This is a genomic window from Gluconobacter albidus, from assembly GCF_002005485.1.
Lineage (GTDB): Bacteria > Pseudomonadota > Alphaproteobacteria > Acetobacterales > Acetobacteraceae > Gluconobacter > Gluconobacter albidus.
This window is the reverse complement of record NZ_CP014689.1, coordinates 2,797,168-2,812,867: the sequence shown is the minus strand read 5'-3', so window position 1 is coordinate 2,812,867 and position 15,700 is coordinate 2,797,168. Positions and strand designations below refer to the sequence as shown.

10 protein-coding genes and 1 riboswitch are annotated in these 15,700 nt (G+C 61.0%); of the genes, 4 read left to right on the top strand and 6 right to left on the bottom strand.

The genetic code is table 11. The features are described from left to right. The first annotated feature begins 27 nt into the window (after positions 1 to 27). Positions 28 to 1,467: a D-glycero-beta-D-manno-heptose-7-phosphate kinase gene (gene rfaE1, locus A0U94_RS12825; RefSeq protein WP_077803593.1), complete on the top strand. Its 1,440-nt coding sequence runs from the start codon at positions 28 to 30 to the stop codon at positions 1,465 to 1,467. On the opposite strand, the gene A0U94_RS12820 is transcribed toward rfaE1, so the two are convergent. The 6 genes from A0U94_RS12820 to A0U94_RS12795 all read right to left on the bottom strand — a co-directional run bounded on the left by A0U94_RS12820 (position 1,453) and on the right by A0U94_RS12795 (position 11,424). Continuing rightward, positions 1,453 to 2,319: a helix-turn-helix domain-containing protein gene (locus tag A0U94_RS12820; RefSeq protein WP_208611647.1), complete on the bottom strand. Its 867-nt coding sequence runs from the start codon at positions 2,317 to 2,319 to the stop codon at positions 1,453 to 1,455. The genes rfaE1 and A0U94_RS12820 overlap by 15 nt on opposite strands. A gap of 209 nt (positions 2,320 to 2,528) precedes the next feature. After that, positions 2,529 to 5,939 (bottom strand): AAA family ATPase, encoded by a 3,411-nt coding sequence (locus tag A0U94_RS12815; RefSeq protein WP_077803591.1) that lies wholly within the window; start codon positions 5,937 to 5,939, stop codon positions 2,529 to 2,531. Further along, positions 5,939 to 7,189 carry a metallophosphoesterase family protein gene (locus A0U94_RS12810; RefSeq protein ID WP_077803590.1) on the bottom strand — a complete coding sequence of 417 codons (1,251 nt, stop codon included), beginning with the start codon at positions 7,187 to 7,189 and terminating at the stop codon, positions 5,939 to 5,941. Before A0U94_RS12810 ends, A0U94_RS12815 begins: the two co-directional genes overlap by 1 nt. Before the next feature lie 49 nt (positions 7,190 to 7,238). Then, positions 7,239 to 7,742, bottom strand: coding sequence for a DUF892 family protein (locus A0U94_RS12805; protein ID WP_077803589.1), 504 nt, complete (start codon positions 7,740 to 7,742; stop codon positions 7,239 to 7,241). 155 nt (positions 7,743 to 7,897) lie between these two features. Continuing rightward, positions 7,898 to 10,432 carry a TonB-dependent receptor gene (locus A0U94_RS12800; protein WP_077803588.1) on the bottom strand — a complete coding sequence of 845 codons (2,535 nt, stop codon included), beginning with the start codon at positions 10,430 to 10,432 and terminating at the stop codon, positions 7,898 to 7,900. A 224-nt stretch (positions 10,433 to 10,656) separates the two neighbouring features. Further along, positions 10,657 to 11,424, bottom strand: coding sequence for a sulfotransferase family protein (locus A0U94_RS12795; protein ID WP_244178013.1), 768 nt, complete (start codon positions 11,422 to 11,424; stop codon positions 10,657 to 10,659). A gap of 163 nt (positions 11,425 to 11,587) precedes the next feature. Further along, positions 11,588 to 11,794: riboswitch (cobalamin riboswitch) on the top strand. A gap of 107 nt (positions 11,795 to 11,901) precedes the next feature. On the opposite strand from A0U94_RS12795, the gene A0U94_RS12790 reads away from it, so the two are divergent. Genes A0U94_RS12790 through A0U94_RS12780 form a run of 3 tightly spaced genes read left to right on the top strand, consistent with a single transcriptional unit; the run spans position 11,902 to position 15,693 of the window. Further along, positions 11,902 to 13,860: a TonB-dependent receptor plug domain-containing protein gene (locus tag A0U94_RS12790; protein WP_077803587.1), complete on the top strand. Its 1,959-nt coding sequence runs from the start codon at positions 11,902 to 11,904 to the stop codon at positions 13,858 to 13,860. Beyond that, complete coding sequence (locus A0U94_RS12785) at positions 13,850 to 14,710, top strand: ABC transporter substrate-binding protein (RefSeq protein ID WP_077803586.1); 861 nt, start codon at positions 13,850 to 13,852, stop codon at positions 14,708 to 14,710. The genes A0U94_RS12790 and A0U94_RS12785 overlap by 11 nt, the downstream gene beginning before the upstream one ends. Continuing rightward, on the top strand, positions 14,707 to 15,693 hold the full coding sequence (locus A0U94_RS12780) for a FecCD family ABC transporter permease (RefSeq protein WP_077803585.1): 987 nt from the start codon (positions 14,707 to 14,709) through the stop codon (positions 15,691 to 15,693). Before A0U94_RS12785 ends, A0U94_RS12780 begins: the two co-directional genes overlap by 4 nt. Positions 15,694 to 15,700 lie beyond the last annotated feature (7 nt).

Here is a 15,700-nt window from a genome sequence, read left to right as displayed (position 1 = left end):
TGCGCATGACTGAAGGAGACGCAGGCCGTGATCGACGATTTCCGCTTTGGCCGCATGACGGTCATCGGCGACCTGCTGCTGGATCAGTATATTTCGGGCGGCGTCAGCCGCATTTCCCCTGAAGCCCCCGTTCCGGTCGTCCTGCATGATGGCCTGCGCTGCGTGCCTGGAGGAGCGGCAAATGTTGCGGTCAATGCCGCCGCTCTGGGCGCACAGGTGCATCTTGTCGGCCTTGTCGGCGAAGATGACTCGGCGGAGCGGCTGAAAGAAAGCCTGAACCTCTGGCCAACCATCCAGACGGACGGCATTGTCTCCTCCCCGGACTGGACCACCATTACCAAGACGCGCGTCGTCAGCGGTCGTCAGCAGATCGTGCGCATCGACGTCGAAAAACTGACCCCCCTTTCCGAAACGATCCAAAAGCGCCTTATGGAGGAAGCCCTCCGCGCGATAGACGTCTCGGATGTGCTCGTCTGCTCGGACTATGCCAAGGGCGTTCTGACGGATGAGGTCCTGCGGGTTATCATCGCAGCCGGCCGTGCCAAAGGCATCCCGGTCATCGTCGATCCCAAAAGACGCACGCTGGAAGCCTATGCCGGCGCCACACTCGTGACGCCCAACCGGATCGAGGCGGAACAGGCCAGCGGGCTTCCTGCCCGAACCGACGGCGATGTCCTGAAGGTGGCGGAAACCCTCTCCCGTCAGTTCGGCGGCGACGTTCTTGTCACGCGCTCGGAAGACGGCATGACGCTCTGGCAGCAGGATGCGAAACCGCTGCATGTCGCCAGCCGCAAGTCCGAAGTTTTCGATGTTTCCGGCGCCGGAGATACCGTCGTCGCCACCGTCGCCGCAGTGCTGTCCGCCGGTCAGACGCTGGAAACCGCCGTCGTCATCGCGACGGCCGCCGCTGCCCTGTCCGTCAGCAAGTTCGGTACCGCAACGGTATCCCGCGAAGAACTGTCCCGCGAACTGCTTCAGGAAATGCCCGAAACAGGCGCGCTCGTTCCGGTCGAACAGGCCGCGCGTATCGTGGAAAGCTGGCATCGGCATGGCGCGAAAGTCGTGTTCACCAACGGGTGCTTCGATCTGGTCCATCCGGGACATGTCAGTCTGCTTCAGGCTGCCGCCCGCGAAGGAGACCGCCTCATCGTGGCGCTCAATACCGACAACTCCGTCAGCCGCCTCAAGGGACCAACCCGCCCAGTCCAGAAGGAAGATGCCCGCGCCAGAGTGATCGGCGCCCTGCGTTCGGTCGATCTTGTCGTGCTGTTCGACGATGACACCCCCCTCGACGTCATCCGCACCCTGAAGCCCGATATTCTCGTCAAAGGCGCGGATTACACGGAAGACCAGGTGGTCGGCGCCGATGTGGTGAAGGGGTACGGCGGCAAAGTGGTGCTGGTGGACCTCGTGGACGGTCAATCCACCACACGTCTCGTCAAAGGGATGCAGTCAGCCTCGGCCTGAGGCCAGTGTTCCTGGCCGCATAGACGCACGCTGCCGGATTTCGCGTGGCGACGCACCGAATTTCTGCCTGAAGCGGCGGGAGAAATGCGCGGCATTGCGAAAGCCGTGGTTCAGCGCAATCTGCGCAATCGGAAGCGCATCATGGGACGGATTCGTCAGATCCGAATGAATGCGCTCCAGCCGGCGGTTGAGGATCCACCCCGCGACCGCGCCGGATTCCCCGTCGAAAAGCTGGTAAAGCGCCCGCGTCGAAATCCCGGAAGCCTCCGCAATGCTCTGCGGGGTCAGGTCATGCTCGTGCAGGCGTGATTCAATGTAACGGCGGATCTGTTTCTGCCGGTGCCGCCGACGCCCCGCAACACTGACTTCCAGATCCAGACAGTCTAGGATCGTCGTGATCAGCAGATCCGTAACATGCTGCAAAAGGCGCTGGCGCGTCTGCAGAATGGTCCCGTCCAGAACTCCGGATTCAAGCATGGATGCCGCTGACAGCAGAAAAGCGCCGGGCCCCCGCGCCATGTCGAAAGAAAGTGGCGGCAGACCTGCGAGCATCGGAAGATGCCGCAGCAGTGCCTGACGCATGACGGTGAGCAGAAAGACATCGGCCGTAGGTTCAATGCCAGGTGGCCGGGTCAGCGTGGAGAACTGGTGCGGATCCAGATACAGTCTTCCCGTGGACTGCCGTGACAGCACCAGAACCGCGCGACCCTGATCCAGAAGAGACGCGATTGCGGGTGAGAGCGCCGTGCGCAGACGAACGACAGTCGGGTCCATCCCGCGGGGAGATGCCGCAAGAGTAGCCAGCGGAATAATGCGCTGTGCATTCATACTGCCGTGCGGGATGTCAGTCACGACCGCGCTCTGGAGAAGAGTGTTGAGATTCCGTTAAACACCATTTTTGATAGTAAAGCCAATTGAAACAACCATGACGGGCTGGATATAGGAAGAATCAGCCCGAATGGAAATAGTTGGCCCGTATTTCATACTGTGTCGTCAAAGAGGAATCTCAAGGCGACTTAAATTTTGTTTTCGGAACAAGTAAATATTTTTTTATAAAAAAATTATATTTCTATAGAATATGGAATTTCTTTTGAATTATTGATTATATACCCGTGGTGGGTAAAAAACAGAACCTGCGTTTTCTCTGAAAGCTCTGCCAGTATCTTCAGTCCTGCGGCTGTGCGCTCTTCGTCAAACGTCACGAACAGATCATCCGCAAGAAAAGGCAGACGAATGCCCCGCGCCAGAGCCTGCTCGACCGACGCCAGACGCAGCGCCAGATAAAGCTGGTCGCGCGTGCCCTCGCTCATGGCCTGAACCGGAACGGGCGTCGTGCTTGCCAGGCGCTGCCCCGCCAGAACCAGCCCATCCGACCCGCTTTCTTCGGTCACAAGCCCTTCATAACGCCCAAGCGTCAGCCGCGAAAACAGGGTGCCCGCCCGCGACAGCAAGGGCCCATGCGCCTGCTGTCGTCCCTGCTCCACCAGTCGTGACAGCATCAGTTGCTGAAGCCGGAGCGACACATACCGGCTGGCCCGCTCGGCAATTTCCGCTTCCGTCTCCTGAATTTCTTCCGCGACCTCATGCACGCCCCGGGCATTTTCCAGTTCCGCCAGCACGCCCCGCGCCCGCAACAGCCGTTCCGTGACTTCCGACCTGCGGGCATCGAGCGCCATCGTTTCAGCTTCGATGTCTTCGAAATCCTGCTCAAGCTGCTCCGGGTCCGTCGCCCGCGCCTCCTCCACAAGCACCTCAAGCGATCGGCCATTCCCGGCCTGAAGAATCTGCTCCCGCAACTCGTCGCGCCTGTCGCACAACGCCGCCCGCTCCCGCGCGCGGGACAGCGCATGGCGCAGGTCCTCATCCGCCCCAAGCCCCAGAAGACGACGCACGGGGTCCAGCCCCTGCTCCAGTTCCACGATCCGCAGATCGGCCTGCGCAATCTCGTCCGCCAGAGCCCCATGCTGCTGCAGAACGGATTTCCGTTCCCGCTCGCGCTCCTGCTCCAGACGCAGAAACTGTTCAAGCTCCGCCGCGGATCCCTGCCCGTAGCGCTGAAGAAACGCCGCCAGTTCGGTATGGAACGCCGCGATATCGCGTGTCTCGGAATCCTGCTCCTTCTGCTCGCTGTCCAGCCGCAGCCGGATCGTACGCGCCTCTGTCACATCCCGCAGATCAGCCCGCTCCGCCCGCCCTGGATAGCCGCAGTCCCGGCAGGCGCGTGCCCAGTCTTCTTCCCAGAGCGCCAGCTTTTTCTCCACGCCGGCCAGAGCTTCCCGTCCCCTGATCAGGGCCTCCTGCCGCTGAAGACGATCCTTTTTCCGCGCCTCCGCCTGCCGCGCCGCTTCCTCGTCTCGTTCCAGCAAAGACGCGGCCTGCCGGATCTGAACCGCCAGCCGCTCGGACGCACATTCCGCGTCAAAAACCCGCAACCTTCGGCTCATATCGGCCCGGCTGTCCGTCGCGGCCTGAAGCTGCCTCCTTGCGCTCTGCAAAACCTCTTCGGCTGCCAGAGCCTCCTGCCGCCGAACCACCCAGACCTGCAAAGACGCGGGAGGCAGCACCGGCGCTCCGAATGTTTCCAGCAAAGCGCCCCACGCGGTCTGGCCCCGGTCCAGTTCGTCCTGCGCCCGCATCCCCCGCCGACGGGCTTCCTCCGCCCGAAGCGCAAGATCCTCCCCCTGCCGCAACAGAGCCGCAAGCTGCGCCGACTGCTCGGCATGCGCATGACGCCGGTCCGCCAGACTGTCCGCATTCTGGATCAGAACCCCGAACGCCTCCCGCGTCACCTGTGCAGGACAGCCGCCAGAGTGAAAATTCTGCTCCATGCTCTGCCAGAGCCGGTCGCGTTCCAGCCGCGCCGCGGAAAGCTGCTCCCACGACACAGCCTGCCCGTCTTCTTCCAGCCGCCGGCACTGCTGCGCCAGACGCGCCTTTTCCGTTTCCGCCGCCTGTTCCTCGTCCCGCGCAACGCGCTGCTGCTCGGCCAGCGCCGCCCAGAGTCGCGCTTCGTCTTCCAGAACCGCCCCGTCCGGCAACGCGATCGCCGTCAGATCCGCCTTGCGATCGGCACCACACGCACGCCAGGGCACCAGCGTCCCATAAGCCGCAGCCGTGGCGTCCTCCTGCCGCAAAACTTCGGCGACCAGACTGTCGATCCGGTCATCCAGCGCGCCCAGACTGCGGGCCTCATCCAGTTCCAGCCGGAACAGACGCAGCGTTTCGGGAGAGGATTTTTCATCCGTCTCCGAAACGGAATCGGGATGCAGGATATTCAGGGTCTGCTCCGTCTCCTGAAGCCGCGCCCGCAGATCCTGTTCCTGCGTGTGCAACAGAGTGCGTGCCTGAAGCCGCTGGTCCAGATCGTCCAGTTCTTCCAGATCTGGCAGCACACCGGCCTCACAGCCATGCCGGGCCCAGAACTGTTCCAGCGAAATCGCATCCCGCGTCAGGCGCGCTTTCCGTTCTTCCACCGCCGTTTCAAGACGCGCAATCAGCGCGCCCCGTCCCAGAAGAGTCCTGATGGAGTCCTGTTCCGCAAGGACAGGGCGCGGATCACCAAAATCCCGAATTTGCGCGCATAGCGTCTCGAATTTCTGTCGCGAAACCGAAACATTATATTCTTCATTCCGTAACGATTCAAGAATGTTCTCAAAGCGGATGCAATCTTCAATTGTCAGATCCCGGCTCGGAAAGGACCTGATTTCCGTTTCGATCTGATTTAGTTTCTGAAAAGGAACGGATGTCATTTTCAGGCGGGAATTGGTTCTACGGCGCGCGCCCAGTTCCTGCATCGCTTCGTCGCAGGTCTGTTTTTCTATTTCTGACTCAGAAAGTTCCTTATTCGCAACAGACAGTTTTCTGACCGTTGTCGTGTCGCTCCGCAGGGCCGTCTGCAACGCCGTCAGCTTCAGTCTGGCCTGTTGCAGCGCCGAGCGTGCGCGTCCGGATTTCCATTCCGAACCGACATCTTCCTGAAGCGTCGTGCTCAGTTTTCCAACACCTTCAAGTCCCAGCCCGGCCGCCAGGATCTGAAGTCCGGCATCGTCTTTCAGGCGGCGCATCTCCTCGCCCCCTTCACGCAGGCGCGTATGATCCAGCGCCCAGGCTGCCTCAAATCCCTTCGAATCCAGCCCGCCCAGCCAGGTCCGCAATTGCAGATCCTCCAGCGCGGTCCTGTCATCCGCGGCAAACAGCGTCTGCGCCCGCCCCCGGCGCCGCACGCCCTCAAAAACCGTCCCGTCCTCCTCCAGACTGGCCCCGACCCGCAGCAGCGACGCCGCCGTCATCCAGTCCCCGGCGATATGATGCGGAAACCCGAACAGGAAATCCCGGATCGCACAGAGCGTCGTCGATTTTCCGGCTTCATTCGCGCCATAAATGACGTGCAGGTCCCGCGCCCCTTTCGGAAAATTCAGCGTGGTCTCCTGAAATCCGCCATAGCGCAGAAGATCAAGGCGTTCGAACCGCATTATTCCGTCTCCCCCAACAGGCGCGCCCTTAACGCCGCACGCGCCTGTTCAAGGGGAAACTGCCCCTCCGGCATCAGACTGTCGCGCTCCACACAGGCGGGCAGGGCAGAGAAAAATCCTTCAAAAGCGTCGGGCAGGGACGCCAGAAACGCCTCGTCCCGCATCAGCCCGTCCAGCGCCAGATCAAGCTCCCGCGTTTCCGCCACGCCGCTCCGAAGCAGGGGCGCAGACGTCTCGTTACGGATTTTTTCCAGCGCAATCTGCGCCCTTCCGTTGGCGGATTCCTGCGCCATCGACACCGCAATGCCCCGCAGATCGTCCTCCCAGCCCTGCGACGCCCATAACCGGTCATGCAGAACGCTGCGTCCCGTCAGGACGACCCGCGCAATCACCGTCCGTCCTTCCGCTTCGGAAAGGGCGCGTTCCATCTCCCGCCGCGCGGCCCCCCGAACCGCGTCCATGCTCTGCATGTCGCTGATATCCAACTCCAGCCGACACCACCGCACGACATCACAGTCCACGAAACCGACCGATCGAACGATCCCGTCCTCAACGCTCACCAGCGCACAGCCACAGGCTCCGATCTCGCGCGCATGACGCCCCTGAAGCACACCCGGAAACACGATCCATGGATGTTCACAGACGATTTCGCGCGCATGCACATGCCCCAGCGCCCAGTAATCATATCCCTTCGCCGCCAGCGTTTCGACGGAACAGGGCGCATAGGTCTCGTGCTCCCCATACCCCGACAGAGATGTATGCAGCACACCAATATTGAAACACCCCGCAATGGGCGAGGGATAGGCCCGCGTCATGTCATGCGGGACATGACGGTCGCGGAAACTCTGCCCGTGCAACGCCACTCCGAGTTCCGGCCAGTGAAATGTCTGCGGGGCCTCATAGGAAAAATGGTCGATCCCGTCCGGCAGCGGCAGTTCGCGTGCAATGACCGACTGCGCATCATGATTGCCTGAAAGCGTTACAACCCGGATGCCCGCCTGAACCAGTCGGCTCAGGGCTTTGAGCATGTAAAGCCCGGTCCCCACATCCTGCCAGGTCCCGTCATACAGGTCCCCCGCCAGAATAACGAAATCGACTTTTTCACTCAGCGCCGTCTCGACCAGCCGGTCCAGCGCGCGCCGCGTGGACCCACGGATTTCCGCTTCGGGAAGCCCCTCGTAACGGCTCAGCCCCCTCAGGGGGCTGTCGAGGTGAATGTCAGCAGCATGGAGAAAGCGGAAAGAGGACATCCGCGAAGTTTACGCCCTCCACGATGTCTTGCAAGCAGCCCCGCCGGGATCAGGCGGCGGCCAGATACTGCGACACGATGTCCGGCATCAGGCCCGCAAGCGCCTCGGCCGCAGCGGTCTCTTCGTCCTTCAGACATTCCAGCGCCGACGCATCCTGCGCAAAACCAAGCTGCCGCGCCAGTACGATCAGCATCTGAAGAGACGTGATCTGATGCGCCCGGTATCCACTCGTCGCCAGCACGTTCTTCAGAACATCCCGCGCTTCGCCGCCATGCAACAGCCCCGAGACAGTGCTGAGAATGGACGAAACCGTCTCATGCGGAACCGGGGCAGGGTGCCCGTGTCGGGACAGAAGGATCGTGATCTCCCGCGCATGGCTCCGGCCCATTGCCAGATCCTGCTCCATCCGCTGGGACAGCCCCGGATACCGCTCACACACCGGAAGCTCCGAAAGCGCGGTCTCGATGGCCTTGGATTCAATGGACAGATGATCCCGAAGAGCGCCCAGATAGATATCCAGAGCTGACTTGTCCGTCGTTTTCGTTCTGCCCACCGTGGATCCTTCTCGTCTTTGGCGCGCTCTTAAATGGCCATATCGGCGGGTGGAGTGCAAGTGCGCAGAGCCTTCCCGACCGGGCGTTTCCGGTCATGAAAAACCCCATGCCTGAGACCGGCATGGGGTATTCAGGTTCAACAGGATCTGAAGGATCAGAAACCAGCGCTGACGGAACCCATTGCAGCGAACGGAGCCGCGATCATGTAGGTCGGGGCTGTTCCCTTGATGGAATTGCCGAAGATGCCTGTCTGTGTCTGGGCATTCACCTTGGGGCTCGTCGGGAAGCCGAGATAGTGATTGTTCGTGATGTTGGTCAGGTTGAGCTTTACGTTCGGAGCCTGAAGGAAGCCCAGATTCTTGAAGCGATAGCCAACCGTGATGTCCATCTTGACGTAACCGGGGATGCTTTCGTCGTTCATGAACGAAGCATACTGCTTGGCGACATATTTCAGCTTGTAGGCACCGAAGATGTTGCCGTCGTCATAGTCGAGATTGAAGCCGACCTGATATTTTGGCGTTTCGGGCGCGAACTTGCCGTTTGTCGGCATGTAGTCGATTTTGTTGCCGGAGCTTGACAGCAGGTTGCTGGTCGTACGGGCATCGACATATTCGAACGAGGCATAGGGACGGATATGGTAGAAAATCGGACGTGTTCCGATTTCGGCATCCACACCGTTCGTGCTCTGGCCACCAGCGTTGATGTTGGTGGACGCATAATTGCTACAGGTTGCATCCAGACACTGGGTGGACTGGAACATGCGGTTCGTGAAGTTGTAGTGGAAGTACGTGACCGAGGCCATGACCGTCGGACCCGTGTAACGCCAGCCGGCTTCTTCGGAAATGGAGATTTCCGGCTGCTGGTTTGTCGAGGCCTGCGTCCCGTAATAATTTCCGGATGCAGTCTTGGACGGCAGATAATACGTGCCAGCGTCATACAGGGAGTAGTTCGTCGGGATACGGAAGTTTGTGGAGCCCGAGACGAAAACCTGCATTTCAGGGTTGATCTGATACCGGATCGAGGCCGTTGGCAGCGGCTGGTAATACGTCTTGTCGATATATGGACCCGTGGACGTGTTCGGCAGGAAGTTGTGAGCGTCGCGTGTGACGATCGCATATTTCAGGCCTGCGTCGATGGTCAGCTTGTTGTGGAACAGCGAAAGGCTGTCGCCGATGAACATGGTGTGCGTGCGGGTCTGCGTCAGGCTTTGGCGATACTGATAGGTAGTGCCGTCACTGAACACATAGTTTGGGCCGCTTCCCCAGATGTTCCATGGCGTTCCGTTCGCAGCGATACCGGTTGCCGGTGCAGTCTGGGACTGCTTGGCATATTCGAACCAGTAACCGACCATCAGACGGTTGACGCCGGTGGTGAGCGTCAACTTCGTGACGGCGCCGGGGCGATAAGTCGTTGTGATTGACGGTTCGTACAGCAGGCTTCCCTTTGCGGGTGTCTTGCCGTCGAGGGTACCGCTCATGGAGGTCTTGCCCCAGTTACCGGGAACGCCGTAAGCGGCACCGCCGCTTCCATCTCCATACCAGAAATACGGGGTCTCGGTCAGGACGAGGTGATCCGTCAGCTTGAAGGTCGACGGAGCACTGGCATAGATGTTGGTGAACGGGTTCTGGTGGAGCTTGTAATAATTGGCATCACCAGACTTGTACGCGCCGTTATAGACAGTGTTTGAAATCGTGGCGCCGCTGTTGTTCTTGAACGTCGATCCGTTCGGACGGGTACAGGTGCTGCCCGAGTAACAGGACGCGACGTACTGGTCCTTCACACCGAAACCATACGCATCCCAGGACGCCTGGTTCACGCTCGGCGTCAGGTAGTTGTAAAGGCGGTTGCCAACGATCGCGAGGGAGACGCGGTTTCCGTCACCCCAGTCGTTCACAAACTTTGCTTCGGCGTGCAGCTTGCGGTTCGTCGCTTCGGAGTGGATGGCATCTTCGGTTGCGTAGGATCCGGAGAAATACGCACGCAGATTGGTCTGGCCGATTTTGCCTGTGTCGAGGCGCAGGAAGCCGCGTGTGTAATCGTACGAACCGTAAGTGACGTCGAATGCGCCGCCCTTCTTCATCTTCGGGTCGATCATGTACATGTCGACCACGCCGCCGGTGGCGCTCAGATGCGGGCTGTCGAGATCCGCGGAACCCTGTGCGAGGCTGATCTTGCGCAGGTTCTCGGAGTCCACGATTTCCTGGGAATAGACCGAGAAGGAGCCGATGTCGTTGATCGGGAAACCTTCAAGCGTAAAGCCCATCTGCGACTGGTCGAGACCACGGGCGCTCATGTGGCTTCCCGTCAGGCCTGCCGGATCGGAGGACGTCACGTTCGCACCCGGAAGCAGTGCGATCAGCTGCATCGGATCCTGACCCGGTGCCTGCTTTTCGATATAGTCGCGGGAAATGGCCGAAACGGACTTCGCAGCGTCCTGTTTCTGCATCAGACCACCACCCACATCGCGGCGCGTTACGCCATCGAAATAGGAATGATGACCGCTGACAGAGACATGTTCTTCATGGTCGTCTGTTGGAGCCGTGTTGCCCATCATGGACGGAGCGGCAGCAGCGACTTTCGTAGGGCTCTTCTTTGTAGAAGGAGCCGTGCTGTCTGCGGGTGCGGCAAATGCCGACACCGTACCAAACGCAAACAGGGCCGAAGTCGAAAGCAGGCGAGCAAGGCGCATTGTGTTTTCGGTCTTTCTCGGTCAGGTGAACTTTCAGCCGAGAAGAAGCATGAGTGCAGGCCTCATTTCAATCAGATGTGGCATGATACAATATGACATGAGGGGGGTATGGCAATTTAGTCACATTTCACCATCGGAACGGCGATAAACGGCAGGAAACTCCCCGCCGATTGTGACATTTATAAGACATATTCCGTTTTTCTGGAGAAAGTCGTTTCGGAATCCTATCCTGCGGGACGCAGGGCCTCATCCGCGCTGTAGATCTCTCGAATCCTCCTGGCCTGCGTGGGCGTGGCGATCGCATCATGGCTGTTGCCGTTCAGATGCGGCACGACCCGGCCATGCAGGGCAGGTACCAGATCGGGCAGGGATGAGATCCGGTCCATAGGGAAGAGTTGATCGACTGCAAGCCGGCCTTCCCGATCACAGACATACAGGCTCTGGGGCCGGAACACATGATCCAGTTCATAGACGGAGGAACAGGATTCCACGTGGTCAATGGCATCATCCAGCGTGTGGAATGAGCGATACAAGCGGCTGACAGAGGGATGGATCCGGACGCGCGCCGTTCCACCGCGCCGCGCAAAAGACCATGCGGATACGAAACGCTTCACCGGATCGCGCCAGATCGCAAAACTGGGCAGCGTCCGGCAGAGCTCTGGCGCCACATGGTGATAATAGCGCCATGTCTCGTGGAGCATGATTCCGCCATACAGCAGATCACAAACCGACGTTCCGCCATTTTTGGGAACATGAATGAACAGGGCCCCGGCTTCCCGGATACGCTCAAGTCGCTGAAGGCGTTTTCGACCGAGCGGCAGCCGCAGCCGGAGATCAGCGGCACGGGCATGGACGTCGGGATACTGTCGGACCCGGAACAGTTGACACAACATCCGCTGCGGAAGCCCCGAGCCCTCTGGTCCGCGATCGGCGGGGCCTGCGAGAAGGGCATGGGTCTCGTCAGTCATCCGGACGGCAGAAGGGGGCGTCATGACGTGTCCTGATCCTGTGTCTGTTGTCTGTGAGAGGGACACTGGCGGCGGCAGGAAACCGAGGCAAAGGGTAGATTGTAACGGAATGAAATCCATGTTGCAGGCTTTACTGTGTCAAATCCGTCACGAAGGGTCTTTTGTATTTGACTTGCCCTGCGGGGGGCGCTTCATGACAGCTGACGGTGCCCGTTTGTGCGGGTGAAAAGGGAATGCAGTGTGAAACTGCGGCTGCCCCCGCAACTGTAAATGCTGGCTGCTGCCTCACAAGGCCGGTAGCGCGGTTTCAGGACATGAACCCACTGGCGCAGGCCGGGAAGGGGCCTGAAGACGGAGCATGAGCCAGGAGACCTGCCGTCAGCATGAGTTGTCCGAAGGACGGTCCGGGCGGGGTGCATCGGAACGCCGGGTCAGACCGCGCAATGGCGGGTCTGCCTCCTTCTTGAGGGCGACGCAGAACGACGAGACATCACTATCACCATGCCCCGTATTTCCCGCCTTCTTCTTGCGACGAGTATGCTTGTCGCTGTTCCGGCACTGGCGTCCGTTCCGGCAAAGGAGCCGGTTCAGCCCCAGAAGCCCAAGGCATTTCCAGCTCCGAAAGCCGTTTCTTCGTCCGTCCCTGAGACTGTTACGGTGACGGCAAACCGCATCCCACAGGATCTGAGCAAGGTCGGCTCGCAGGTTACGGTTGTGACCCAGCGTGACATTGAACTTCTCCAGCGACGTGACCTTGCAGACCTTCTGGCTCGCGAGCCGGGCCTGAACATGGTGCGCACGGGTGGTCCTGGGGGTACGGGGTCGATCTTCATGCGCGGCACCAACGCCAATGAAGTGAAGGTGCGGCTGGACGGAATGGACATCAACGATCCGTCCACTCCGGCCGGGGCGTTCGATACGGCGCAGTTCCTCACCGACGGTCTGGCCCGCGTGGAAATCCTGCGCGGACCGCAGAGCGGCCTGTACGGTGCGGATGCGATGGGCGGCGTCATCGACATGACGACCAAGCAGGGGCAGGGGCCGCTGCACGGCTTCGTGCGGCTTGAAGGCGGCAGCTATTCCACCAAGAACCAGACGGCCGGGTTCTCGGGCTCGCTTCATCGCTTCCACTATATGATCGAAGTCTCGCACAACCATGTTGGCGATTATCAGTCTGTGCCGAAAGCCATCCGTGCGCAGGTTCACGGCCATGACGTCGCGTCCAACCGCAACGACAACCGCACGGCCAATGTGCGCCTCGGCTATGACGTGACGGACAATTTCGATCTCGGTTTCACGGCGCATCTGACGCAGGCGGATTACGAATACGTCGCCGACGATTACAGCTCCTATCCGGCGCTGCCCTCAGCCCAGCAGAATGAGAGTGACCTCAAACAGGCCATTCTGCGCGGCACGGCGCATCTGAAATCCTTCAAGGGCGTGTTCGAGCAGACGCTGGGCGTCGGTTACGTCACCTATCGCCGCCACGACATCACGGCTGGCGATCCGGACATCGCGTCCAACCGCGGCGACCGCCTGAAAGTGGACTGGCAAGGCCTGACCCATCTCGGCCATAACGGCTCCTTCCTCGTTGGCTATGACTATATCCGCGAGCGCATCCTGACGCCGATCGACGCCCAGACCACGACGCATGCCGCCTGGGGACAGCTTGAAGGCCACTGGCATGACATCCTCTTTGGCTCGGCCAATATCCGCTACGACAACAATTCGCGTTACGGCAACTACGTGACATGGCGCGTGGCCCCGGCCGTAAAAATCCCCGGAACGGGCCTGACGCTGAAGGCCAGCGGCGGCTCGGGTTTCCACGGCCCGTCGCTGAACCAGCTTTTCGTCAGCTATCCGGCCTATTATTTCCTCGCGAACCCGAACCTGCGGGCCGAGCGCCTTCTGGGCTTCGATGCCGGGTTTGAAGAGCGCCTCCTGAACGGAAAGCTGACCTTTGGGGCCGATTATTACGGCAACCATGTCCGGAACCTCATCAACACGGCGCTGTCGGGCTACAACTACACCTATGTCAACGTCGCGCGCGCCCAGACGCATGGTGTTGAGGCGTTTGTCGATTACCGCATCATCAAAAGCGTTGATCTGCGTGGCACCTATACCTGGACGGATGCCACAGACCGCAGCACCGGTGCGGCCCTCGTGCGCCGTCCCCGCCACAAGGCCACGGCCAGCGTCATCTGGACGCCGACCAAGCGCCTGAGCATCACGCCGAGCCTGCTCTATGTCAGCGGCTGGCATGATCTCGACCGCTACACATCCATGAGCACGATCGGCCATGATTACGTGACGGTGAACATCGCTGCGGAATACAAGCTGGCGAACTTCGTCACGCTGTTTGCGCGTGGCGACAATCTGGGGAACCGCTATTATGAAAACCCGGTCGGCTATCTCCAGCCGGGCCGGTCTTTCTACGGCGGTGTGACGTTTGGCCTTTAAGGCATTCCTTCACGTCCTCTCAGCCCCGGCGGCAGTCCTTCTGCTGTCGGGCGCCCTCGCCGGATCGGCCTGTGCCGGTCCGGTACGGACCCGTATCGTTTCTCTCAATCTGTGTACGGACGAACTGCTGCTCGAACTGGCAGACCCGTCCCATATCCTCGGCCTCAGCCCGCTGGCGACGGACTGCGCGGAATCCGTCCGCTGCGAACTGGCACAGACCTATCCCGTGCAGCGTCCTGACGGCGAGAACCTCGTCGCGACCCATCCCGACCTCGTTCTGGACGGCACATGGCACCGCCCGACCGTCCCGATCGTGACGGACGCCCTGCATGTTCCGTTCGTCCAGTTGCCGTCGATTGCCTCCCTTGCGGACATTCCCGTTCAGATCCGCACTGTCGCCCAGGCCATCGGCGAAGACGCACGCGGCGCGGACATGATCCGCGCGTTTGAAGCCCGCCTCGAAAGCCTCCATCCCGCCAATCCGGAAAAAATCCTGACGGCGACGGTTGTTGGTGCGAACCTTGCGGGAGAAGAGGGCGGTCTGATTTCCGATCTTCTCAAACGCGCCGGCTTCCGCCTGTCCCCCTCCGAACGGTCGGACGGCACCATCGCGCTGGAAACCCTGATCGCCCATCCGCCAGACCTTCTGGTGACCGGTATGATTTCCGAAGGCGCGTCTCTGGCCGAAAATGTCGTTCACCATCCCGCACTACAGGGACGCTTTACGGGCGCGCATCGTCTGGCGCTTCCCGGCCGTCTGACGATGTGCGGCACGCCTGAAACGCTCGATGTACTGGAGGCGCTGATCGCTGCACATGATCGCCTGACCGCAGCGGAGCCTTTACCATGAGCCGTTACGCCCTGACCGTCGCCATTCTCGCCATGCTGGTTCTGGCCCTCGCCATCCTGTCGCTGGCCGCGGGCCCAGCGGGGATCGGCGTCCTTCAGGGCCTGTCCGACATGCTGCAGGGCCACGAGACGATTGCCGCAACCATTATCGGCCAGATCCGCCTGCCGCGTGTCATTCTTGCCCTGCTGGTTGGCGGCACGCTTGGCCTGTCGGGAGCGGCCCTTCAGGGGCTGGTCCGCAATCCGCTCGCCGATCCGGGTGTGCTCGGCATTTCAGGCTGCGGGGCGCTTGGCGCCGTGCTGGTTTTCTATACCGGCGTCTCGGCCGTGTGTGCGCCTGCGCTCCCCCTGGCGGCCCTGTCCGGCGCCGGGCTCGCAACGCTTCTGCTTCTGGCCCTCACGCGCGGCGGGACGCTCGTTCTGGTGCTGGCCGGTGCGGCTCTGGGCTCCATGAGCGCCGCCCTTCTGGCCCTGACGCTCAATCTCGTGCCGAGCCCCTATGCGTCCTATGAAATCATGCACTGGCTCATGGGGTCCCTGTCCCGTGCGAGCCTGCATGATGTTCTGATCGCTTTGCCCGGTCTGCTCGTCGGGTCGGCGTTTCTGCTCGGGACCGGACGGTCTCTGGATGCCCTGACCCTTGGCGAGGACGTGGCCCATACGATGGGTTTTTCCCTGCGCGCCGTGCAATGGCGCGTCGTGATCGGAACGGCACTGGCGGTTGGAAGCGGTGTGGCCGTCGCCGGCGGGATCGGGTTCGTCGGCCTCGTCATGCCGCATCTGCTGCGCCCGCTTGTCGGAGCGCGCCCCTCGCGCCTGCTCCTGCCGTCTGCGCTGGGAGGGGCCGCACTGCTGCTGGCGGCGGACCTGTTCGTGCGCCTGCCAGTCAGCGGCACCGAACTGCAACTCGGCGTAGTCACGTCCCTGATCGGAACGCCGGTCTTTTTCTGGCAGGTCTGGCGCCTGCGCGGACGCCCGGTATGAGGTGCGG

Excerpts from the sequence above, each read along its gene's own strand:
- A0U94_RS12815 (WP_077803591.1), bottom strand. The coding sequence starts at position 5,939 with ATGCGGTTCGAACGCCTTGATCTTCTGCGCTATGGCGGATTTCAGGAG.
- A0U94_RS12810 (WP_077803590.1), bottom strand. The coding sequence starts at position 7,189 with ATGTCCTCTTTCCGCTTTCTCCATGCTGCTGACATTCACCTCGACAGC.
- A0U94_RS12800 (WP_077803588.1), bottom strand. The coding sequence starts at position 10,432 with ATGCGCCTTGCTCGCCTGCTTTCGACTTCGGCCCTGTTTGCGTTTGGT.
- A0U94_RS12795 (WP_244178013.1), bottom strand. The coding sequence starts at position 11,424 with ATGACGCCCCCTTCTGCCGTCCGGATGACTGACGAGACCCATGCCCTT.
- A0U94_RS12790 (WP_077803587.1), top strand. The coding sequence starts at position 11,902 with ATGCCCCGTATTTCCCGCCTTCTTCTTGCGACGAGTATGCTTGTCGCT.
- A0U94_RS12780 (WP_077803585.1), top strand. The coding sequence starts at position 14,707 with ATGAGCCGTTACGCCCTGACCGTCGCCATTCTCGCCATGCTGGTTCTG.